The organism is Bradyrhizobium sp. 142, from assembly GCF_023074015.1.
Lineage (GTDB): Bacteria > Pseudomonadota > Alphaproteobacteria > Rhizobiales > Xanthobacteraceae > Bradyrhizobium.
The window spans coordinates 35781-58252 of sequence record NZ_JADPKQ010000334.1 but is presented as its reverse complement, the minus strand read 5'-3'; the positions used below and the strand labels follow the sequence as shown (position 1 = coordinate 58252).

The following is a 22472-nucleotide window of genomic DNA, read 5'->3' as shown; positions in this document are numbered from 1 at the left end:
CTTGCTCTTCCGGCGCGACGAGCCCATCCTTGCCGGGATCCTGGGCCCATCTGGCCGGGTCCAGCAGACCGCGCCATCGCGGCTTCCGCAGGGTCACGACCCATGAACTGCTCTTGTTGCGGTTCCGAGGTTCAGAGCGGCTTTGCTTTCTGCCCGAAGTGCGGCACGAAGCAGCCGAACGCGTGCCCCGGCTGCGGCTATGCGTGCGCACCAGATTTCGCGTACTGCCCGAAATGCGGCGCCCTCGTCGGTGAGGCCCCCAAAGCCGGCGGGCCGGCGACGACGCGGACGAGTCCGGTGACATTCCCGATCAGGGCTGCCTCACCACCGCTGGTGCCGAATGCAACGGCCGATGCGCAACAAGCATTTCGATCGCAGCCCGACAGGATCGACAGCGAAGCAAACCGCCGCACGATTACCGTGCTGTTTGCCGACCTTAGCGGCTTCACCACGATGAGCGAGCGACTCGATCCTGAAGTCATGCAGGCGCTTCAGAACGAATTGTTCGAGGAACTGACGGCAGCGGTGCAAAGCTTTGGCGGCTTCGTGGACAAATTCATCGGTGACGCGCTGCTTGCGCTGTTCGGAGCGCCGGCCGCGCACGAAGACGACCCCGAGCGGGCCGTCCGCGCCGCGCTCGACATGATTGGCCGAACCGCGCGCCTCAGCGAACGTGCGAAGGCGTATGCCGGTTCACCGCTCCTGCTTCATGTCGGCATCAACACCGGGCACGTGGTTGCGGGCGGACTGGGAGTTGGAGTTGCCAAATCCTACTCGGTCACGGGCGATACGGTGAATACGGCTCAACGATTGCAGTCGATGGCTTCCCCGGGCGAGGTGCTGGTCGGGCCGCTGACCTACCGTCTTACGCGGCATGCATTCTCGTATGAATCGCTTGGCGAGGTCTCGCTCAAGGGCAAGATGGGCAGCGTCCTGGTTCATCGCTTGAACGGACCGCTCGATACGCCGCGTGCGGCACGCGGCCTCGATACGCTGGGCCTGAGTGCGCCGGTGATTGGGCGCGACGCCGAGCTTGCTCGTCTGGTCGACAGCCTTGATCTCGCGTGTCGCGGCGCGGCGCAACTGGTGCGGCTGGTCGGTGAAGCCGGCATCGGCAAGACGCGTCTGGTGGACGAATTCGTTGCCCACGCCCGCGATGAGGACCGTTTCGCCGGCGTGGCGATCCGGCGCGCTGTCTGCTCGCCGCTGGGCGAACAATCCTACGGCACTCTTGCCGCTGTGCTGCGCAGCGCCTACGGCATCGCGCAGAAGGCGACCGTGGCAGAGGCCCAGGCCAAGCTGGCTACGGCACTGTTGGAACTCGGCCTTGCGGTCGAAGAGGCCGATCGCCTGATGCCCCTTTATTTCCACGTTCTCGGTCTCGGCGATCCGGACGCCGCGTTGCAGCACGTCGAGCCCGAGCAGCTTCGGCGGCAGATATTCTTTGCGATTCGCACCGTGTTCGAACGGCGCCTGGTCCAGTCACCGCTCCTGATCATTGTCGAGGATCTGCACTGGGCCGATGCCGTATCGCTTGAAGCGCTGCGATTCCTGATGGACCGGCTGGAGCGTACGCGGCTGATGCTGTTGTTTACGCATCGGCCCATGCTGGAACTGGATCAGTTCGGTTCGGGTCGGATCAGCCATACAACCCTTCGATTGCTTCCGCTTGGCGATGCTGACGGACAAAAGCTGCTCGCGGCCTATTTCAGCCACGGCTGGAGTGAACCGCCGGGAAATCTGTTCAGTCGAATCCTCGATCGCGCAGGCGGCAACCCACTCTTCTTTGAGGAGATCATCCGCGGTCTCATCGAAGCTGGCGCCTTGGAGCGTGACGGCTCACGGTGGCGGATCAAGTCAGATGAGGCCGCCGCCGATATCCCGGCAAGCATTCAGGCTCTGTTACTGGCGCGCCTGGACCGGCTGCCGCATGAGGTGCGCCGGTTGGCCCAGGAGGCCGCGGTGATCGGCCCACGTTTTGATGCGGCTCTTCTCGGTGCGACGGCATCCGAGCGGACCAAGGTGGAAGCGGGGCTCGAACTTCTGTGCGATGCCGAGATTGTCGAGGAGGTCGCGGGCGCGAACTCGATCTCGCTGCGATCCTATCGCTTTACGCAAACCATGCTTCAGGACGTGATCTACCAAAACCTGCTCTTGCAGCGCCGGATCGAGCTCCATGGACGGATTGGTGCCGCGCTGGAGCGGCTCTATGGCAATGAGCCCGAGCGGCTCGAGGACCTCATACTTCTCGGACATCATTTCAGCCTGAGCGCGAGCAAGCCGAAAGGTGCGCGCTATCTGCGCGCGGCCGGCGATCGCGCCCGCGCGACCTACGCCAATGACGATGCCATCCGCTTCTACCAGCAGGCCCTCGCCGTGTTGTTGGCCGGCGGGGAACGGGAGCCCGAACGCCTGATCCTGTACGAGCGCATCGCGGAGCTGTGTGCCGCGGCCGGACGGAGAATCACGGCTGAGGAGCACTACCAGAGTGCGCTGGAAGGTCATCGCAATGCGGAGGACCGCATCGGCGAAGCGCGAATTCTCCGCAAGCTTGGCCGATTGTTGTGGGACGCCGGCAAGCGGATCAAGGCAGAGGCGCATTATGCCGAGGCGGCCGAACTGCTTGGAGGGACCGACGCGCCCATCGAGTGGGCGCACCTCCTGCAAGAGCGCGGCCGTCTCGCGTTTCGCACGGGCGATCACGTGGCCGCCGCGAGATGGGCGGACGAGGCGCTTGGCTACGCCCGATGCGTGCCGGCGGACGCCGACAGGCAAGCCGGACTTGAGGCGGCGCGCGCCATTGCGGAGGCGCTCAACACCAAGGGGGCAGCACTGGCGCGGCTTGGACGACACCAGGAGGCGGTGCGCGAGGTGGAGCAGAGTGTCGCAGCAGCCGAGGCCGCCGGTCTCCTCAACGTTGCCTGCCGCGGCTACACCAATCTCGGTGTGCTCTACACGATCGTCGACCCGGCGAAGGCCGTGGAGGTTTGCCGACGCGGACTCGATGTCGCGCGTCGGATCGGCGATCTCGGGTTCCAGGCGCGCCTTCTTGCCAATTTTGCCGTTGCCTGTTGCACCTTCACCGACAAATGTACCGAGGAGGGGGTGCCGGCTGCCGAAAAGGCGATCGAAATCGACCGCGCGCTTGATCAGCGCGAGCATCTCTCCGTGCCGTTGATCGTGCTCGGGCAAATCCATCAATGCCATTTCCGGCCCGATCTGGCTGCTCGCTGCTACAATGAGGCGATCGAGGTGGCGAGCGAAACCGGCGAGCCGCAGCAGCTGTTTCCATGCTATGATGGTCTTGCGACGCTGAACCTTGATCGAGGCGACATGCCCGAGGCCGAGCGATATTTCGCGCTGGCACAGGACGTCTGCGCGCGGCACGGGCTTGATCCCGCAGGGCTGATCGTACTGCCGTTTCTTGACTAGATCATGTGAAGGAGTGCCATCATGTCTGAACGTCACGTCGAAGGACCACTTCAACCGGGCGATCGTGCACCGAACGTCGTGCTGGACGCGATCACGCGCGAAGGAAAGATCGCGCTCGAAGACTTTCGCGGACAGAGCCCGATATTGGTCGGCTTGTATCGGGGACTGCACTGCCCGTTCTGCCGCCGCCATATCGCGGCACAGGCGCAACTTGATGCCGCCTTGCACGAGAAAGGCATCGAAAGTCTCACGGTGGTCAACACGCCGATCGAGCGCGCGCGACTCTATTTCCGTTACCATCCGTTGCCCAACCTGCTCGCCGCATCCGATCCCGAGCGGATCTCGCATCGCGCGTTCGGCCTGCCCAATATCGAGTTCACGGAGAACGAGACGGAGTGGCCGCACAAGGTCAGCATGAACGTGGTCATGAGCATGCAAGTCGACATGCCCGGCGAATTGCCCGGCCCGATGAACCGGCCGGCGGCCGCGGAGTACCTCAATAGCAAGGACGGCTATGAGATAACGGAAGCCGATCAGCGCATGGCGGCAACCGGCCAGGGCCAGCTCTTTGGGCAGTTTCTGCTGGACCGCGAGGGGGTTGTGCGCTGGAGCTTTACCGAGGTGCCCGAAGGCGGCCATCGCATGTTTGCCGCGCCGAGCCCGCAGGAACTGATGTCGGCGGCCTCGCAGGTGGCAAGCTAGGCACCACGTCTGGCGATCAATCTGCCACCTTCGGCCGCCTTTCCACCAGCGCCGCCGCTATCGCCGAGATCAGCGGGCGCATGAAGTAGTGGTCTTCGACCGGCGAAACGTCCGTGCGCAAGCTGTGTGCAGCTAACTCTCCGGAAACCGCCGGTCCTACCGACGCGATCAACGTCCGCTCGAGTCCTGCGCGCAGGCGCGCCTCGCTGCCATGCGCTTTCGCAGCTTCGAGGAGGCGGCGGACCTGGCCGAGATTAGTCAGCGCGATGGCGTCGATCCGTCCCTTCGCCATGTTGTCGATTGCGTTGACGATGCTGGCATCGGCCGCCTTGGGATCGTAGACGTAAGGCAACACCGTGTCGACCTCGGCGCCCTGGGCGGTGATCGCGCTGATCAGCGCGCTGTGGTCCTTGTCGGGATAAAGCTGGAGGCCGAGGCGGCGGCCGCCGAGTTCGAGCTTCGCCAGCATCTCGATTACGCCCTCAGTGGTCGGCTTCTCCGTCATCTGCTGCTGCTCGAGCCCGATCTCGCGCAGCGCCTTGCCAGGCTTCGGCCCGCGGGTGAATTTTCGCGATTTTGCCAGGGCGGCGACAAAGGCCTGGTCGAGCCCGCGCTCGCGCGCGAGCTTCATGATCCGCCGCAGGCCTTCGCCGGTCATCAGCACGAGGTCGTCGAAGGGCTTCTCGATGGCGCGGCGGATCCAGGCCTCGACCGGGGCGGGGTCGGGCGCATCTTGAATAGTGAACATCGGGCATTGCACGACCTCGGCGCCCTGTTCGGCGAGCAGCTTTGAAAACTGCGCCTCCTCGCGCGTTTCCAGGATCAGGATGCGGTAGCCGTTCAGTCGGTCGGCCATGGGGATGCTCCAGTCAGGATTCGCAATCGTCTCTTCATCCTGACTCCGCGCTTGACGTCGAAGCAAGTCTTGACGTTGAAGCAAGTCTAGACGTCGAAGCAAGTCTTGGGATTGGCGCAAGGGCGGGGTCGGTGATAGAGCAGGGCGCAACTCGCGGGGTTCCGCGCCGTTTGCACAAACCTTCATCAAGGCCCATGCCCGATCATCAATATGTCCTGACCCTGTCCTGTCCGGATCGCCCCGGCATCGTCTCCGCGGTGTCGACTTTTCTGGCCCATAATGGACAGAACATTCTCGACGCCCAGCAGTTCGACGATGTCGAGACCAAGAAGTTCTTCATGCGTGTGGTGTTCACCGCGGCCGATCTCGCCGTGGAACTGTCGGCGCTGCAGACCGGCTTTGCCGCGATCGCGGAACGTTTCGCCATGGAGTGGCAGATGCGCGACCGTGCCGCGCACCGCAAGGTGATGCTGCTGGTGTCGAAGTCCGACCATTGCCTGGTCGACATCCTCTATCGCTGGCGCACCGGTGAGCTGTCGATGATCCCGACCGCGATCGTCTCCAACCATCCGCGCGAAGCCTATGCCGGGCTCGATTTCGGCGGGATCACGTTCCACCATCTGCCGGTGAGCAAGGAAACCAAGCGCGAGCAGGAGGCTCAGATCCTGGACCTCGTTGCCAAGACCGGCACCGACCTCGTGGTGCTCGCCCGCTACATGCAGATCCTGTCGGATGATCTTTCGGCGAAGCTGTCTGGCCGCTGCATCAACATCCACCACTCGTTTCTGCCGGGGTTTAAGGGTGCAAAACCCTATCACCAGGCCCATGAGCGCGGCGTCAAGCTGATCGGCGCCACCGCCCATTACGTCACCCGCGACCTCGATGAGGGCCCGATCATCGACCAGGACGTCGAGCGCATCAGCCACCGCGACACGCCCGAAGATCTCGTCCGCAAGGGCCGCGACATCGAGCGCCGCGTGCTCGCCCGCGCGATCCGCTATCATCTGGATGACCGCGTCATCCCCAACGGCCGCAAGACTGTGGTGTTTATGGATTAGCGAATGGTGAGTGGCGAGTACCGAGTAGAAAAAAAGTCAGCCTCCTTATTCGCTACTCCCTATTCGCCATTCGCTCCTAACGCACCGCGTTGCCGGGTGCCGAGCCCGTCGCGCCCTTTTGCGCCTGCTCTTCCTTCTCGCGATCGGCAGCCGGCATCAGCCGCTTGCGCTCGCGCTCTTTCATGTAGGCGTCGTATTGCGGCGTGCCTGCCCGCGGCGGCGCGTCCGCCGGCAGGCCACCGGCCCATTGCGGGACGTAGTCGACCATGCCGGCCGAGAGCTTTTCGTTGACGGTGCCGCAGCCGGACAGCCCCGCGGCAAGCGCGAGAAGGATCAGGCCGGGACGGAAAGACTTCGCCATTTGTGGGGGCACGCGGGTTCGGTCTGGTTGGGCGATAAGGTCAGGCGGGTGCCGGGACAGTAGCCTTCAACAAGGTAAAATAGACTTATTCGAGGTAGGTACTTTGCTACCAAGCCGCGGCCGATCGGGCTTTTGCGATGTTCAAATTCTGCAAAAGAATGACGGAATCCTCCATCCACGCCGCTCGCCCAGTTTCTAGACTACGGCACGAGGCTTGGCGGCAAGGGGACTTGGCTTGATCGGCGAGAGGCTTTTTCGTTGACAGGTCCATTTTATTTGTACAATCGTACAAATAAAAGCGGTCGAAGTTGGGTGCTTGGCTCACCCTGACGTAACCGCGATATAGCCCCTTGCCGACGGAAAATCGGGACGCTCGGCTTGCGCCGAATGGTCGCCAAACGTCCGATTGACAAGGGCTGCGCGAAGGACGCCATTTGACGCGCGATAGGGCTCGTGCGTGAGCTATGGTGAGACAAGGACCGGGCACTCGGTCCGCCACACAAGAGGTCGGGAATTAAGGGGAGGGACATCTGATGTTCGGACGTAAACAGCTTTCTTGTAGGGTCTCCTGGAAAGCCAGTTGGGCCGCCGCACTGGCGGCCGTTGCCGGCATCGTGACCGCCGCGCCCGTCAAGGCCGAGGACGCCGTGAAAGTCGGCCTGATCCTGCCGATGACCGGCGGCCAGGCCTCGACCGGCAAGCAGATCGAGAACGCGATCAAGCTCTACATGCAGCAGAAGGGCGACACCGTCGCCGGCAAGAAGATCGAGATCATTCTCAAGGACGATGCTGCGATTCCGGACAAGACCAAGACCGCGGCGCAAGAGCTGATCGTCAACGACAAGGTCAATTTCATCGCAGGCTTCGGCGTGACACCGGCCGCGCTCGCGGCCGCGCCGCTGGCGACGCAAGCCAAGATCCCGGAAGTCGTGATGGCGGCCGGCACTTCCATCATCACCGAGCGGTCGCCCTACATCGTGCGCACCAGCTTCACGCTGGCGCAGTCCTCGACCATCATCGGAGATTGGGCCGTGAAGAACGGCATCAAGAAGGTGGCGACGCTGACCTCCGACTACGCGCCGGGCAATGACGCGCTGAACTTCTTCAAGCAGAATTTCACTGCGGGCGGCGGCGAGGTGGTCGAAGAGGTCAAGGTGCCGCTGCAAAACCCTGATTTCGCGCCGTTCCTCCAGCGCATGAAGGACGCCAAACCCGACGCGATCTTCGTGTTCGTGCCGGCCGGCCAGGGCGGCAACTTCATGAAGCAATATGCCGAGCGCGGCCTCGACAAGGCCGGCATCAAGGTGATCGGACCGGGCGACGTCACTGATGACGATCTCCTCAACAACATGGGCGACGCCGTGCTCGGCACGGTCACCGCACACCTCTATTCCGCGGCGCATCCCTCGCAGATGAACAAGGACTTCGTCGCCGCCTACAAGAAGGCTTTCGGCAACCGTCCGGGCTTCATGGCGGTGAGCGGCTATGACGGCATCCACCTGATCTATGAAGCGCTGAAGAAGACGGGTGGCGACACTGACGGCACCAAGCTGGTCGAGGCCATGAAGGGCCAGAAGTGGGAAAGCCCGCGCGGCCCGATCTCGATTGACCCTGCGACCCGCGACATCGTGCAGAACATCTACATTCGCAAGGTCGAGAAGGTCGACGGCGAACTCTACAATGTCGAGTTCGCCACTTTCGAGGCCGTCAAGGATCTCGGCAAGACCAAGAAGTGACGCGCGAAAGTGCGCCATCCCGGGGGCTCTCTCTGCACACCTCTCCCGCTTGCGGGAGAGGTCGGCGCGATCTGGGCGATGCGAAGCATCGTCCCGCGCCGGGTGAGGGCCCTCTCCACACAGGGGGAAGTGCCCGTTGCGGAAGCAGCCCCACCCCAACCCTCCCCCGCAAGCGACCGCAAGCGGGAGAGGGAGCGCAGCACAGCCCTTGGCAACACTTGAGATGACCTTCGACTCCCGATGACCGCAATCCTCACCAACCTGTTCGATGGCGTTGCCTACGGCATGCTGCTGTTCGTGCTGGCCTGCGGGCTCGCGGTCACGCTAGGCCTGATGAACTTCGTCAACCTTGCGCATGGCGCCTTCGCCATGGCCGGTGGCTATGTCTGCATGGTGCTGGTCAACCGGATGGGCTGGCCGTTCTTCGCCGCATTGCCGCTCGCTTTCGTCTCCGCAGCTGCGATCGGCATCGCGCTCGAGCGGACGCTGTACCGCCACCTCTATGCGCGCAGCCATCTCGACCAGGTGCTGTTCACGATCGGTCTGACCTTCATGTCGGTCGCCGCCGTCGACTACATCCAGGGATCGTCGCGGGTCTTCATCAATTTGCCGGCTGCGCTCCAGGGTCAGTTCGACCTGTTCGGCGTCGGTATCGGCCGCTACCGGCTGATGATCATCATGATCTGCGGCCTGCTCACCATTGCGCTCCAGATGGTGCTGGCCAAGACCCGTTTCGGCAGCCGCCTGCGCGCCGCCGTTGATGATCCCCGCGCCGCAAGCGGCCTCGGCATCAATGTGCCGCAGGTGTTCGCCTTCACGTTTGCATTTGGATGCGGCCTTGCCGGCCTCGGCGGCGCGCTGAGCGCGGAGATCCTCGGCCTCGATCCGTACTTCCCGCTGAAGTTCATGATCTACTTTCTGATCGTGGTCACCGTCGGCGGCTCGTCCTCGATCACCGGGCCGTTCCTGGCCTCGCTCCTGCTCGGCATCGGCGACGTCGCCGGCAAGTACTACGTACCAAAGATGGGTCCCTTCGTGATCTACACCATGATGATCGTGATCCTGATCTGGCGCCCGAACGGCCTGTTCGGCCGCACGGCCGCGCGTTGAGTTCGCCGATGAGCGCTTCTTCCGACGTCGGCCACCACGCCCAGCGCCAGGCACGCTGGCACTATGGCGAAGCCGCCTTCTGGCTGATCGTGCTGGCCTGCGGCTTCCTGTTTCCGACCCGCTACCTGATCATGACCGACATCCTGCGGCTGGCGCTGTTTGCGATGTCGCTCGATCTGATCCTCGGCTATGCCGGCATAGTGTCGCTCGGCCATGCCGCCTTCTTCGGCGTCGGCGCCTATGCCGCGGGGCTTCTTGCGCTTCACGGCATCGTCAACGAGCCCGTGCTCGCGCTTGTTGTCGCCGGCCTGGCCGCGATGGTGCTCGGCTTCGCCACGAGCTTCCTGGTGATCCGCGGGGTCGACCTCACCCGGCTGATGGTGACCCTCGGCATCGCGCTGCTTCTGGAGGCACTCGCCGAGCGCTTCTCCGCCATCACCGGCGGTACCGACGGCCTGCAAGGCATCGAGATGCAGCCGATCTTCGGCGAGATCCCCTTCGACATGTTCGGCAAGGCCGGGTTCTTCTATTCGCTCGCCGTGCTGTTCCTGCTGTTCCTGTTGGCGCGCCGTGTCGTGCATTCGCCGTTCGGGCTGTCACTGCGCGCGATCAAGAATAATCCGCTGCGCGCGGCGGCGATCGGCATCCCCGTCAACCGCCGCCTGATCGCGATCTATACGCTTGCGGCGTTCTACGCAGGTATTGCCGGCGCGCTCTTCACCCAGACCACGGCGATCGCCTCGCTCGACGTGTTCGCCTTCGAGCGCTCCGCCGACCTGATGCTGGTGCTCGTCATCGGCGGCACCGGCTATCTCTATGGCGGGCTGATCGGCGCGGTGCTGTTCCGCATGCTCCAGGAATTGTTCTCCACCATCACCCCGCAATACTGGCAGTTCTGGATCGGTCTCGTGCTGGTCGTGATCGTGCTGGTCGGCCGCCAGCGCCTGCATCGCTGGGCCCTGTATGTGCCGAACCTCGTGATCAAGCAGATCGCCGGACGCAAGGCCGTCGTCGCCGTGCCGGAGAGCGACGCATGACCATCGCGCTCGAAACCCAGAATCTCGAAAAGCAGTTCGGTGGCCTGCGCGTCACCCGCGACCTGTCGCTGAAGATCGAGCAGGGTGCCCGCCACGCGCTGATCGGCCCGAACGGCGCCGGCAAGACCACGGTGATCAACCAGCTCACCGGCGTACTCAAGCCGAACTCGGGACGCATCCTGCTCGAAGGCCAGGACATCACCGATCTTGCCGTGCACAAACGCGTGCTGCGCGGCCTGTCGCGTACCTTCCAGATCAACCAGCTCTATCCCGACCTGACCCCGCTCGAGACCATCGGCCTTGCGGTTTCCGAACGCCTCGGCCATGGCGGCGACTGGTGGCGGCGGATGGGGACGCGCCGCGACGTCAACGGCGAGATCGCCGATCTGCTCGCGCGTTTCCATCTGCTCGACGTCATGAACGAGCAGACCGTGACGCTGCCTTACGGCAAGCAGCGCCTGCTCGAGATCGCGGTCGCGATCGCGGCCAAGCCGCGCGTGCTGCTGCTCGACGAGCCCGCCGCCGGCGTGCCCGAGAGCGAGCGCCACGACATTCTCGCAGTCGTAGGCAGCCTGCCGCGCGACGTCACCGTGCTCCTGATCGAGCATGACATGGACCTCGTGTTCTCCTTTGCCGACCGCATCTCGGTGCTGGTCTCGGGCGCGCTGCTCACGGAGGGCCCGCCGGACCAGGTCGCGCGGGATCCGCAGGTCAAGGCGGTCTATCTCGGCGAGGAGGCGATCAATGTCTGACCTGCTGGCCATCGAATCCCTGCGCGCCGGCTATGGCGAGGCGGTGGTGCTGCCGAATATGAGCCTGCGTCTTGCCGAGGGGCAGGTGCTGGCGCTACTCGGGCGCAACGGCACCGGCAAGACCACGCTGATCAACTCCATCGTCGGCGTCACCCGCCGCTTCTCCGGCACCGTCGCGCTCGCCGGCGCCGACGTCACGACCTTGCGCCCCGACCAGCGAGCGCGCGCCGGGATCGGCTGGGTGCCGCAGGAGCGCAACATTTTCCGCTCCCTCACGGTGGAAGAGAACATGACCGCCGTGGCGCAAGTTGGCCCCTGGACGGTCGACAGGGTTTACGAGATGTTCCCGCGGCTGAAGGAGCGGCGGAGCAATTTTGGCAACCAGCTCTCCGGCGGCGAGCAGCAGATGCTGGCGATCGGCCGCGCGCTGACCCTCAACCCGAAGGTCCTGCTGCTGGACGAGCCGACCGAGGGCCTTGCCCCCATCATCGTTGAGGAACTGCTGAAGGCGATCGGGACCATCACCCGGGCCGGCGGCATCTGCTCGATTATCGTCGAGCAGAATGCGCAAAAGATTCTGGGGCTGGCCGACCGCGTTGTGATATTGGAGCGCGGAACGATCGTCCACGACGCCCCGAGCGCCGCGCTGAAGGCCGACCCCTCGGTCCTCGAGCGTCACCTCGGCGTCGCTGGGGCGGCGGTCCACTAAGAATCTCGGGAGTAAGACATGCAGCGAACCAGAGCCCCGTTCCGCGCCGACGAGGTCGGCAGCCTCCTGCGTCCGGCCAAGATCAAGGAAGCCCGCGCCAGGCTCGAGAAGGGCGAGATCTCGGCCGACGATCTGCGCAAGATCGAGGACACGGAGATCGAGAAGGTCGTGCACAAGCAGGCCTCGATCGGCCTGAAGCTCGCGACCGACGGCGAATTCCGCCGTTCCTGGTGGCATTTCGACTTCCTGGCCAAGCTGACCGGCTGCGAGCTGTTCCACCCCGAGACCGGCATCCAGTTCGCGGGTGTGGAGACGCGTCACGACGCAGTCCGCGTGATCGGCAAGCTCGACTTCCCCGATGACCATCCGATGTTGGATCACTTCCGTTTCCTGAAGAAGTGTGCCGACCAGGCCCACGTCACCGCCAAGATGACGATCCCGTCGCCGGCGGTGCTGCACTTCCGCGGCGGCCGCAAGGCGATCTCCAAGGACGTCTATCCCGAACTCGACGCCTTCTACGAGGACCTCGGCAAGACTTACCGGAAAGCCGTCAAGGCCTTCTACGACGCCGGCTGCCGCTATCTCCAGTTCGATGACACCGTCTGGGCCTATCTCTGCTCGCAGGATGAGTTGCAGAAGGCGCGCGAGCGCGGCGACAATCCGGAGGGCCTCCAGCAGATCTACGCGCGCATCATCAATTACGCGCTGGCCGAGAAGCCCGCCGACATGGTGGTGACGACGCATGTTTGCCGCGGCAATTTCCGCTCGACCTGGATTTCATCGGGCGGCTACGAGCCGGTCGCCGAGACCATGCTCGCCGGCACCAATTACGACGGTTACTTCCTGGAATACGATTCCGACCGCGCCGGCGGCTTCGAGCCGCTGCGCTTCCTGCCCAAGGGCAACAAGGTCGTCGTGGTCGGCGTCATCACCTCGAAGTTCGGCGAGCTCGAGAGCAAGGACGACGTCAAGCGCCGCCTGGAAGAAGCCGCCAAGTTCGTACCGCTGGAGCAGCTGGCGCTCTCCCCGCAATGCGGCTTCGCCTCGACCGAGGAAGGCAACATCCTCTCCGAGGAAGAGCAGTGGGCCAAGCTAAGCCTCGCGGTGGAGATCGCGAAGGAAGTTTGGGGCAACTGATCCCGTGCAGTCCGTTACCTGAGTGACGGCGAGGCCTTACTACACTCTCGGTGTCGTTCCCCGCGCAGGCGGGGAATCCAGTACGCCGCGGCTTCTCCGTACCTCTCACTGTCTCTGGATACTGGATCGCCCGGTCAAGCCGGGCGATGACAACTGAGCGCGTGGCGAGTAGCGCGACGCTTCTGATACGCAGCGCTCACTTCTCCGCCAGATAAACCTCGCCCAGCAGCGACGAGTTCGACCACGGCACCTGCTTGCTCTTGGTCGACGAGACCACTTCCGCCCGCACCCGCGTCAGCATCTGCTGCACTTCCAGTCCCGCCGTGCCGAGGTGACGGGAGAGGGCGGCCGAGAACGGTGAGTTGGCGCCTTCGCCGTCGAGCGCGACCTGGCGGGGCGCGGTCGCGAATGCGATCAGCGTGCCGGCGCCCAGCGTTGCACCGGCGCCCAAGCCCGTCGGCGCGGCGAGGCCCGATGCGCCCTCGATGCCGCGACTGGCGCCCGTGGATGCGACCTGCTGCGCCATCGGATTGTTGCGGCAGGCATCGAAGATCAGGATGTTGGTACGGACCTGGTCGTCGAGGCCGGCCATGATCGTGTCCATGTCGATCATCGCATCAGTCATGCTCGCGCCCTGCTTGAGCTCGACGTCGACGGGAATGAGATAGTTGCGGCCGTCGACCTGCACGCCATGGCCGGCATAGTAGACCACCGCGACCCGGGCTTGCGCCGCCTCGCGCAGAAAGTCGCGCGTCTTGTTCTGCATCGCTGTGCGGTCGAGGTCGACGCCTTCCGACACGATGAAGCCGATGTCGCGCAGGCTCCTGGCGACGGCGCGTGCGTCATTGGGCGGATTGGGCAGCGCCTTGACATGCGCATAGGCGCCGTTGCCGATGATCAGCGCCATCCGCGTGCCGCGAACGGCCGGAGCAGGCGAGGGGACTGACGCTGCGCCGGTCTGCTGCTGCGACGGGGCCACGGTCGGGGTCGGCGCATCGCGTGGGATTGGCGCGACTGCATCCGTCACCAGCGACAGACGCACTTTTGCGGTCGCCTGATTGGCCTTGCTGTCGGCATCGGAGGCCGCGATCGCCAGCGTCGCCTTGTAGTCGTCCCCCGCGCGGGCGTAATCGCCCTTGGCCTCATAGGCCAGCGCGCGATGGGTGTAACCCGCGATCAGCACGCTGTTCGGCGGCGTCATGATGTTAGCGGGCGGCTTCTCCCTGGCGAGCCGGATCGCCTCGGAGCCATCGGCAATGGCGCGATCGAGATCGCCCTTGGCGCGCCAGATCGCGGTGCGGTTGATCAGCGGCTGCGGCAGCGTCGGATCGAGCCGGATCGCCTGGTTGATGTCGGCGAGCGCGCCGTCGAGCTCGCCGAGCGCCGCCTTCGCGATGCCGCGGTTCTGGAACGAGAACGCCGATTTCGGCTCCAGCTTGATCGTGGCATCGTAGTCGGCGATCGCCTTCGTGTAATTGCCTTTGCCGCGCCAGGCATTGCCGCGGTTGTGGAAGATCGTGCCATCAGGCGGACCGACCTTTAGCGCATCGTCGAAATCCGCGATCGCGATGTCGTACTCGCCCCTGTCGTAATAGGCCGAGCCACGCAGATCGTAGGCCGCCTGGCTCGGCTGGATCCGGATCGCCTCGGTCGCGTCAGTGATGACCTTTGCGTAATCGCCCTTCTTGTTCCAGCCGACCGCGCGCCAGAAATAGACGGTCGCGAGCTGCTGGCTCTTGAACACCTTCAGCGCGATGATCTTGGTGCAGGCATCGATCATCTGGTCCGCCGGCGTAGTGTCGGTGGTGCAGAGCGGCCCGAGCTGACTGCGCGCCAGCGCAAATGCGGGCGCAGACCACAGGACTGCGGCGAGCAGGAAGAGCGCGACGAGCAGGCGGCACATGGTGGTGATCCCGTCAAAGGAGGGGGCGCTTGTTTGTTGTACGGCAGTGCGTCGGGGTTCACGTTCCCGTCATTGGAAGTGAAGTAAAGCAACGGTGGGTATTCCCCCGGTGGGCAGACTTTGCTAAAGGGGCGAGTCCCAACATGTCTGCCCACCGCAGTCCCACTGATGAAAAACGGCGAAATCCTCAGCCAAATCACCGAGTTCTGCCGCAAGGCGGACATGGCGGAATCGACGTTTGGCCGGCGAGCGGTGAACGATGGGAAGCTGGTGCAGCGGCTGCGCGAGGGCAAGCGCATCACCATCGACACGCTGGACCGGATCCAGGCGTATATGGCGGCGTCGATGACCGGCGGCCTGCCGCCGCCGCGGGGACTTCAGGTGCCCCCGGAAAAGCGCGATCCGCGCGGCAATTTCCGCTTCTTCGAGAACCGGCAGAAGTACCTGCTGTTCGTCCACACCTGCAGCGAAAAGCGGGTCGTCGCCGATCGCGTGGCGCTCGAGCTTGCCACCATCCATCCCCGCCCGCCGGCACTGCGCATGTTCGACGCGGGTGTCGGTGACGGCACGGTGCTGGCGCGGGTGCTGCGCGCAACGCACCAGCGCTTTCCGCACATGCCATTCTACGTCGCCGGTAAGGAACTCAGTCTCGAAGACCTGCGCCTGACCCTGGAGAAGGTGCCGGATCGCATTTTCGAGCATCCGGCGTCGGTGTTCGTTTTTACCAACATGTTCTATTCGGAGGCGCCCTGGCTGACGCCGGCATCGCCTGCGGCAGCCGCTGCCACCGTCTGGCACGAAGTCCCGCTCCGGGGTGAATCATCGGGAGAGTTCGAGCAGCAGATCGTCGAGCTGAGGCCGTTCCTGGAGCAGAACTGGCGCGCCGCGATCAGCCCGCGCACGGCCATGCCGTTGTACGAACGGCCCGTCGTCCTCGTGCTCTATCGCGAGGACCACAGGTTCCTGCTGGATTCGACCATTCCACGGCCGGGCCAGACCGAAGCCAATTTCGACCTCATTATCGCATCCCAACCCTACCGTGCCCTGTCCTCGGTCAATTTTCGGGCAAAGCGGATCATTGCGCCGCTGGCTCGGGCGCTTCGGCCAGGCGGGCGGCTGATCGGAATCCACTCCCACGGCCAGGATCCGGGCATGGAAATGATCCAGGCGATCTGGCCTGGAGAAAATCCTTTCTCGGTGAGCCGCCATGAGCTATTGCGCGCGGTGAAGTACGAGCTTGGATCGTTGGGCCGCGACCTAAATTTTAATGCCTATGCGGACAACCGTTCGATCTTCAGGTATGATATGGAAGCTCTGCCCAACGAGGTGACGGGTACCATCGGAACCTCGACGGCCTTTGCAGCGTGGAATGCGGCGGTGTATGTCGCTCAGATCGAGGACGACCGATTGACAGAAATGACTCAAAACGGCCGCACTCTGGACGCCGCCAGGGACGTGCTGCGAAAGTACAACGGGCTCTGGTTTCTCGACGAATCCTACGTCATCTCGCGACGGCGTGACTGACATCATCCGAAAGTAAACATCGCAAACGACCGCCGGCTAGCGGCGGGACAGGGGGTTACTGATGCGTGCGTCCTATCTCTTCACCAGCGAGTCCGTGTCCGAAGGGCATCCCGACAAGGTCTGCGACCGGATCTCCGATGAAATCGTCGATCTGTTCTACCGCGAAGGGCCGAAAGCCGGCATCGATCCGTGGGCTATCCGCGCCGCCTGCGAGACGCTCGCGACCACCAACAAGGTGGTGATCGCCGGCGAGACCCGCGGTCCGAAGTCCGTGACCAACGAGCAGATCGAGGGTGTCGTCCGCGGCGCGATCAAGGACATCGGTTACGAGCAGGACGGCTTCCACTGGAAGACCTGCGACATCGAGATCCTGCTGCATCCGCAGTCGGCCGACATCGCGCAGGGCGTCGATGCGCTGCAGCCGGGTGAGGTCAAGGAAGAAGGCGCGGGCGACCAGGGCATCATGTTCGGCTACGCCACCAACGAGACGCCCGACCTGATGCCGGCGCCGATCTTCTACGCCCACAAGATCCTGCGCCTGATCTCCGAAGCGCGCCACTCCGGCCGCGAGAAGGTGCTGGGCCCCGACTCCAAGAGCCAGGTCACCGTGCAGTACGAGAACGGCAAGCCGGTCGGCGTGCGCGAGATCGTGGTGTCGCACCAGCATCTGGTCGAGGACATCTCGTCCAAGCAGATCCGCGACATCGTCGAGCCCTATGTGCGCGAGGCGCTGCCGGAGGACTGGATCACGTCGAAGACCATCTGGCACATCAATCCGACCGGCAAGTTCTTCATCGGCGGTCCTGACGGTGACTCCGGCCTGACCGGTCGCAAGATCATCGTCGACACCTATGGTGGCGCGGCCCCGCATGGCGGCGGCGCGTTCTCCGGCAAGGATCCGACCAAGGTCGATCGTTCGGCAGCCTATGCGGCGCGCTATGTCGCCAAGAACATCGTCGCGGCCGGTCTTGCTGACCGCTGCACGCTGCAGCTTGCCTACGCCATCGGTGTGGCGCGGCCGCTGTCGATCTATATCGACACCCACGGCACCGGCAAGGTGTCGGAGGATCAGCTCGAGGAGGCCGCCGCCAAGGCGATGGACCTCACCCCGCGCGGCATCCGCAGCCATCTCGATCTCAACCGCCCGATCTACGCGCGCACCTCGGCCTACGGTCATTTCGGCCGCACGCCCGACAACGAGGGCGGCTTCTCCTGGGAGAAGACCGACCTGGTCGAGCAACTCAAGCGCGCGCTCTGATGCTCTTAACCTCGCCCCGCTTGCGAGGAGAGGTCGCCGTCAACGGGTCCGCGCGAAGCGCGGCCCGATGACAGGCTCACTAACACGCAGAACTCACTGACCAGGAAACAGACATGAACGCGAAGCCCGGCTTCACCGATTACATCGTCAAGGACATTTCGCTCGCCGATTTCGGCCGCAAGGAGCTCTCGCTCGCCGAGACCGAGATGCCGGGCCTGATGGCAACCCGCGAGGAATACGGCCCCAAACAACCTTTGAAGGGCGCGCGTATCGCCGGTTCGCTGCACATGACGATTCAGACCGGTGTGCTGATTGAGACGCTGGCAGCGCTCGGCGCCGACATTCGCTGGGTCTCCTGCAACATCTATTCGACGCAGGACCACGCCGCGGCGGCAATCGCAGCCGCCGGCATTCCGGTGTTCGCCGTCAAGGGCGAGACGCTGACCGAGTACTGGGACTACACCGCCAAGCTGTTCGACTGGCACGGCGGCGGTCACCCGAACATGATCCTCGATGACGGCGGCGACGCCACCATGTACGTCCATCTCGGTCTGCGCGCCGAGAACGGCGACACCAAGTTCCTGGACAAGCCGGGTTCGGAAGAAGAGGAAGTCTTCTTCGCGCTTCTGAAGAAGCAGCTCAAGGAAAAGCCGAAGGGCTACTTCGCCGAGATCGCCAAGAGCATCAAGGGCGTTTCCGAAGAGACCACCACGGGCGTGCATCGTCTCTATGACATGCAGAAGGCCGGCACGCTGCTGTGGCCGGCCATCAACGTCAACGACAGCGTCACCAAGTCGAAGTTCGACAACCTCTATGGCTGCCGTGAATCACTGGTCGACGGCATCCGCCGCGGCACCGACGTGATGATGTCCGGCAAGGTCGCGATGGTCGCAGGCTTCGGCGACGTCGGCAAGGGTTCGGCCGCCTCGCTGCGTCAGGCCGGCTGCCGCGTCATGGTCTCCGAAATCGATCCGATCTGCGCGCTGCAGGCGGCGATGGAAGGCTACGAAGTCGTGACCATGGAAGACGCCGCGCCGCGCGCCGACATCTTCGTCACCGCCACCGGCAACAAGGACATCATCACTATCGAGCACATGCGCGCGATGAAGGATCGCGCCATCGTCTGCAATATTGGTCACTTCGACAACGAGATCCAGATCGCGGGTCTGCGTAACCTGAAGTGGACCAACATCAAGCCGCAGGTCGACGAGATCGAATTCCCCGACAAGCACCGCATCATCATGCTGTCGGAAGGCCGCCTCGTGAACCTCGGCAATGCGATGGGCCATCCGTCCTTCGTGATGTCGGCCTCCTTCACCAACCAGACGCTGGCGCAGATCGAGCTTTTCGCCAACAACAAGGACGGCAAGTACAAGAAGGAAGTCTATGTGCTGCCGAAGTCGCTCGACGAGAAGGTCGCACGCCTGCATCTCGCCAAGATCGGCGTCAAGCTGACCGAACTGCGCAAGGACCAGGCCGACTACATCGGCGTCAAGCCGGAAGGTCCGTACAAGAGCGACCACTACCGGTACTGAGCCAACAGTTAGATCGATTATCGACGCGAAGCCCCGGAGCGATCCGGGGCTTCGTTGCTTTGAGAATGGCGCGCGTTTCGTTCAGGTTGTGTCCGAGCCCTTTGCTGGTTGACGGGCCGCACCCGCAGGCGGACAATTGTGGTCAGCGGAGGACACCATGCCACAAGAACATGTCGACGTGCTGATCGTCGGTGCCGGGCTGTCCGGCATCGGCGCGGGCTATCACTTGCAGACTAAATGCCCGACAAAGAGCTACGTCATCCTGGAGGGCCGCGACTGCATCGGCGGGACCTGGGACCTGTTCCGCTATCCCGGCGTCCGCTCCGACAGCGACATGTTCACGCTCGGCTATTCCTTCAAGCCGTGGACCGACCCGAAGGCGATCGCCGACGGCTCGCAAATCCTCGACTACGTGCGCGAGACCGCGGCCGAGAACGGCATCGACAAGCACATCCGCTTCCACCATCGCGTCAAGCGCGCGGCGTGGTCGACGAGTGAGGCGCGCTGGGCCGTCGAGGCCGAACGCACCAAGAGTGAGGGCGCGACCGAGACCGTGCGCTTCACCTGCAATTTCCTGTTCATGTGCTCAGGCTATTACAAATACGAGGCGGGCTATACGCCGGAGTTCAAGGGGGTGGCGGATTTCGCCGGCCGCATCGTGCATCCGCAGAAATGGACCGAGGATATCGACTACGCGGGCAAGCGCGTCGTCGTGATCGGCTCGGGCGCGACCGCGGTCACGCTGGTGCCGGAGCTTGCCCGGACGGCCGCGCAGGTCACCATGCTGCAGCGTTCGCCGACCTATGTGGTGTCGCGCCCCGCGCAGGATCCCGTCGCCAACAAATTGCGCCGCAATCTGCCGACGCGGCTGGCCTATCGCCTGATCCGCTGGCGCAACGTCATGTGGGGGATGTTCTTCTTCCAGCTCAGCCGGCGCCGCCCCGCCAAGGTGAAGGAGCTCATCCTCAATGGCGTGAGAAGCGCGCTCGGCTCCGGCTACGATGTCGCCACTCATTTTACTCCGGGCTACAATCCATGGGATCAGCGGCTGTGCCTGGTGCCGGACGGTGATTTGTTCAAGGCGATCCGCGAGCAGCGCGCCGCCGTCGTCACCAGCGAGATCGACTCGTTTACGCGCGACGGCATCCGCCTCAAGGACGGCAGCGAGCTCGCCGCCGACATCATCGTGACGGCAACGGGGCTCGTGCTCCAGGCCGTGGGCGGGCTCGATGTGAGCGTCGACGGCCGCACCGTCGATTTCGCCAGCACGCTGACCTACAAGGGCATGATGTATGCCGACGTGCCGAACATGGCTTCGGCGCTCGGCTACACCAATGCGTCCTGGACTTTGAAATGCGATCTCACCTGCGAATATGTCTGCCGGCTGATCAACTACATGGACCGGCACAATTTTCGCCAGTGCATGCCCCACAATGATGATCCGACGATATCGGCGCAACCCTCGCTTGATTTCACCTCTGGTTACGTGCAGCGCTCGATCGCGAAGATGCCGAAACAAGGTTCGAAGCGGCCGTGGCGTCTCCACCAGAACTACGCTCTCGACATCGTCTCGCTGCGCTTCGGCTGGATCGACGATGGCGTGATGCGGTATTCCTGATCTCCGTATGTTGTCGGACGGGGCCGTTGACCCCTTGAGCTGAATCGCCACTTGAAGTAGTGTTTTTGCGTTGCATGCAGCGTCTGAGTTCCGCGTCGCTGACATTGAGGGGAGCGCGGAACATGCACGTCCTTACTCTGGTCACGCAAAAAGGCGGAAGCGGCAAGAGTACGCTGGCTGTTGGGCTCGCGGTGGCCGCCATGGCCCGCGGAGAGCGTGTCGCGCTTGTCGAGGCGGACGCCCAGGGCACGATCTCGAAATGGAGAGAGCGCCGCGAAAATCCTCACCCGCGCGTCGAGCGCGTCGACGAACCTGCTGAAATCGAGCAGATCTTATCTCGCCTCGAGGCCGAAGGGGTCTGGCTCGCGATCATCGACACCGCCGCCACGAACAATGCCTTGGCGGCGCGCGCCATTGCCAGTGCCGATCTTTGCCTCATCCCGGCTCGTCCGAGCCCGGCCGATATCGAAGCCGCAATACCTACGCTGATCGCTATTCGCAGGCTCGATCGCCGGTTTGGCTTCATCCTCAATCAGACGCCCACACGGGGTTGCCGGCTGAGCGAAGCGGCCACCTCGCTCAACTCGCTCGGCTTGCTTGCGCTCCCCTTCATTGGGCAGCGCAACGACCACCAGGATGCGCTGGGGGCGGGGCTGGGCGTGACCGAGTTCGCGCCGGAGGGAAAAGCTTCGGAGGAAATCGTGGCCCTGTGGGGTTGGATCTCGGAACGCCTTATCATGGAGTCGAATGATCATGGGCAAGCCGCGCTCAAGACAGCCTGCTGACATTGCACGCGCCAGGCGTCGTTCGCTGGTGGCGCTGGCCGCGGAGGTGAGCCGCGCCGTCGACGAGGGCTTGGCGATGCCCCCGGGCTCGATCACCATCGACCGTCAGGATGCGCCGCAGATCGCGCAAGCAGCGCCTGCTTCGACGACGGTGCCGACACAGGAAGCCGCCAGCGTCATCGCTGCAACGATTGAGCCTCCGGGCAGCACCACCGCCGATCTTATCCTGGACATGGCCAAGGACTGTCAGGCTCGTGCCTTGGAGGGCATGAAGGCTGGTGTTCACGTTGCGCTGGATTATGCCAAGGACCTGGCCAAGCCACGGCTAGCCGGTGGGGCACCGGAGGTCGAGGGCGTCGCCGCCGCGGAAAGCCACCTCATCGAGGCGATTGGAACGGCAGCCGAGTGTCGCACCGTCGTGCTCGAACTGATGAAAGTCAATGCGGGCGCTACGCTGGAGTATGCGCGGGAGTTGGGCCGTGCGACAACGTTTGCGGACTTGGTTGAGCTGTCGAGCGCGCATGCGCGAAAGCAATGCGAGCTGGTCCTGAAGCAAACCGAGTTGCTAAAATCGCTTGCTCAGAACATCGCAAAGCCCGGTGCCAGCTAGCGCCGGTCGCCGACGCGGTTGCGCCCGGAATCTGCGCGGGCCGGCCATGCGTTGTTTCGCGTATACGGCCCTCCGGCTGAATCGGCCATGCTGCCCGAACGGTTAACGCGGGATTAACCGGTAAGTCCTAGCCTATCTCGGCCGGGTACTCGCAACGCCGAGGTGAGCCCAATGGAAGCCCAGAAGATCGCGGTCGACGCCGTCGTCGCGCTGACCGATTGCGACCGCGACGCCGTCATCGCCTTCATTCGCCGGCTCTATCTCGCCGGCGTCACCGACCCCAAGCGTCTGACCTTCAAGGGGCTCCAGGCGTTGTCGCGGGCGTGATTCGGTTCGTTTCGGTCTGTTT

Annotated in this window: 19 protein-coding genes; 16 read left to right on the top strand and 3 right to left on the bottom strand. The window is 63.9% G+C overall.

Annotated features, from left to right (window positions below; genetic code table 11):
* The first annotated feature begins 102 nt into the window (after positions 1-102).
* A complete protein-coding gene (locus IVA82_RS31620; protein ID WP_247391778.1) occupies positions 103-3432 on the top strand; it encodes an adenylate/guanylate cyclase domain-containing protein in 3330 nt (1109 codons plus the stop codon).
* A 21-nt stretch (positions 3433-3453) separates the two neighbouring features.
* Positions 3454-4134 (top strand): redoxin domain-containing protein, encoded by a 681-nt coding sequence (locus tag IVA82_RS31615; RefSeq protein WP_247391776.1) that lies wholly within the window; start codon positions 3454-3456, stop codon positions 4132-4134.
* A gap of 16 nt (positions 4135-4150) precedes the next feature.
* Here IVA82_RS31615 and IVA82_RS31610 read toward each other — a convergent pair whose 3' ends face one another.
* Positions 4151-4990, bottom strand: coding sequence for a uroporphyrinogen-III synthase (locus IVA82_RS31610; RefSeq protein WP_247391773.1), 840 nt, complete (start codon positions 4988-4990; stop codon positions 4151-4153).
* Between the two features lie 194 nt (positions 4991-5184).
* On the opposite strand from IVA82_RS31610, the gene purU reads away from it, so the two are divergent.
* The gene (gene purU, locus IVA82_RS31605; protein ID WP_148744087.1) at positions 5185-6048 is read left to right on the top strand and encodes a formyltetrahydrofolate deformylase; all 864 of its coding nucleotides are present in this window, start codon (positions 5185-5187) and stop codon (positions 6046-6048) included.
* Positions 6049-6124: 76 nt separating this feature from the next.
* Here purU and IVA82_RS31600 read toward each other — a convergent pair whose 3' ends face one another.
* The gene (locus IVA82_RS31600) at positions 6125-6409 is read right to left on the bottom strand and encodes a hypothetical protein (RefSeq protein ID WP_247391771.1); all 285 of its coding nucleotides are present in this window, start codon (positions 6407-6409) and stop codon (positions 6125-6127) included.
* A 533-nt stretch (positions 6410-6942) separates the two neighbouring features.
* On the opposite strand from IVA82_RS31600, the gene IVA82_RS31595 reads away from it, so the two are divergent.
* The 6 genes from IVA82_RS31595 (at position 6943) to IVA82_RS31570 (ending at position 12890) form a co-directional block, all read left to right on the top strand.
* Entirely contained in the window at positions 6943-8145 is a 1203-nt protein-coding gene (locus tag IVA82_RS31595; protein WP_247391768.1) for an ABC transporter substrate-binding protein, read from the top strand.
* Between the two features lie 240 nt (positions 8146-8385).
* A complete protein-coding gene (locus IVA82_RS31590) occupies positions 8386-9255 on the top strand; it encodes a branched-chain amino acid ABC transporter permease (protein WP_247391765.1) in 870 nt (289 codons plus the stop codon).
* 8 nt (positions 9256-9263) lie between these two features.
* Complete coding sequence (locus IVA82_RS31585; protein WP_247391762.1) at positions 9264-10292, top strand: branched-chain amino acid ABC transporter permease; 1029 nt, start codon at positions 9264-9266, stop codon at positions 10290-10292.
* Positions 10289-11044 carry an ABC transporter ATP-binding protein gene (locus IVA82_RS31580; protein ID WP_148743433.1) on the top strand — a complete coding sequence of 252 codons (756 nt, stop codon included), beginning with the start codon at positions 10289-10291 and terminating at the stop codon, positions 11042-11044. Before IVA82_RS31585 ends, IVA82_RS31580 begins: the two co-directional genes overlap by 4 nt.
* Positions 11037-11753 carry an ABC transporter ATP-binding protein gene (locus IVA82_RS31575; protein ID WP_247391760.1) on the top strand — a complete coding sequence of 239 codons (717 nt, stop codon included), beginning with the start codon at positions 11037-11039 and terminating at the stop codon, positions 11751-11753. The genes IVA82_RS31580 and IVA82_RS31575 overlap by 8 nt, the downstream gene beginning before the upstream one ends.
* 18 nt (positions 11754-11771) lie before the next feature.
* Positions 11772-12890: a cobalamin-independent methionine synthase II family protein gene (locus IVA82_RS31570; RefSeq protein WP_247391757.1), complete on the top strand. Its 1119-nt coding sequence runs from the start codon at positions 11772-11774 to the stop codon at positions 12888-12890.
* 196 nt (positions 12891-13086) lie between these two features.
* Here the strand turns inward: IVA82_RS31570 and IVA82_RS31565 are convergent, their stop codons facing one another.
* The gene (locus IVA82_RS31565; RefSeq protein WP_247391754.1) at positions 13087-14793 is read right to left on the bottom strand and encodes a caspase family protein; all 1707 of its coding nucleotides are present in this window, start codon (positions 14791-14793) and stop codon (positions 13087-13089) included.
* A gap of 168 nt (positions 14794-14961) precedes the next feature.
* Between IVA82_RS31565 and IVA82_RS31560 the strand changes: the two genes are divergently transcribed.
* The 7 genes from IVA82_RS31560 to IVA82_RS31530 all read left to right on the top strand — a co-directional run bounded on the left by IVA82_RS31560 (position 14962) and on the right by IVA82_RS31530 (position 22450).
* Entirely contained in the window at positions 14962-16317 is a 1356-nt protein-coding gene (locus IVA82_RS31560; protein WP_247391751.1) for a hypothetical protein, read from the top strand.
* 61 nt (positions 16318-16378) lie between these two features.
* Complete coding sequence (gene metK, locus IVA82_RS31555) at positions 16379-17575, top strand: methionine adenosyltransferase (RefSeq protein WP_247391749.1); 1197 nt, start codon at positions 16379-16381, stop codon at positions 17573-17575.
* A gap of 113 nt (positions 17576-17688) precedes the next feature.
* Positions 17689-19110 (top strand): adenosylhomocysteinase, encoded by a 1422-nt coding sequence (ahcY, locus tag IVA82_RS31550; RefSeq protein WP_247391746.1) that lies wholly within the window; start codon positions 17689-17691, stop codon positions 19108-19110.
* 157 nt (positions 19111-19267) lie between these two features.
* The gene (locus IVA82_RS31545) at positions 19268-20728 is read left to right on the top strand and encodes an NAD(P)/FAD-dependent oxidoreductase (protein WP_247391742.1); all 1461 of its coding nucleotides are present in this window, start codon (positions 19268-19270) and stop codon (positions 20726-20728) included.
* A gap of 122 nt (positions 20729-20850) precedes the next feature.
* On the top strand, positions 20851-21513 hold the full coding sequence (locus IVA82_RS31540) for an AAA family ATPase (protein ID WP_247391736.1): 663 nt from the start codon (positions 20851-20853) through the stop codon (positions 21511-21513).
* Complete coding sequence (locus tag IVA82_RS31535) at positions 21482-22123, top strand: phasin family protein (RefSeq protein ID WP_247391732.1); 642 nt, start codon at positions 21482-21484, stop codon at positions 22121-22123. Before IVA82_RS31540 ends, IVA82_RS31535 begins: the two co-directional genes overlap by 32 nt.
* 171 nt (positions 22124-22294) lie before the next feature.
* Positions 22295-22450 carry a hypothetical protein gene (locus tag IVA82_RS31530; RefSeq protein WP_014493894.1) on the top strand — a complete coding sequence of 52 codons (156 nt, stop codon included), beginning with the start codon at positions 22295-22297 and terminating at the stop codon, positions 22448-22450.
* Positions 22451-22472: the final 22 nt, after the last annotated feature.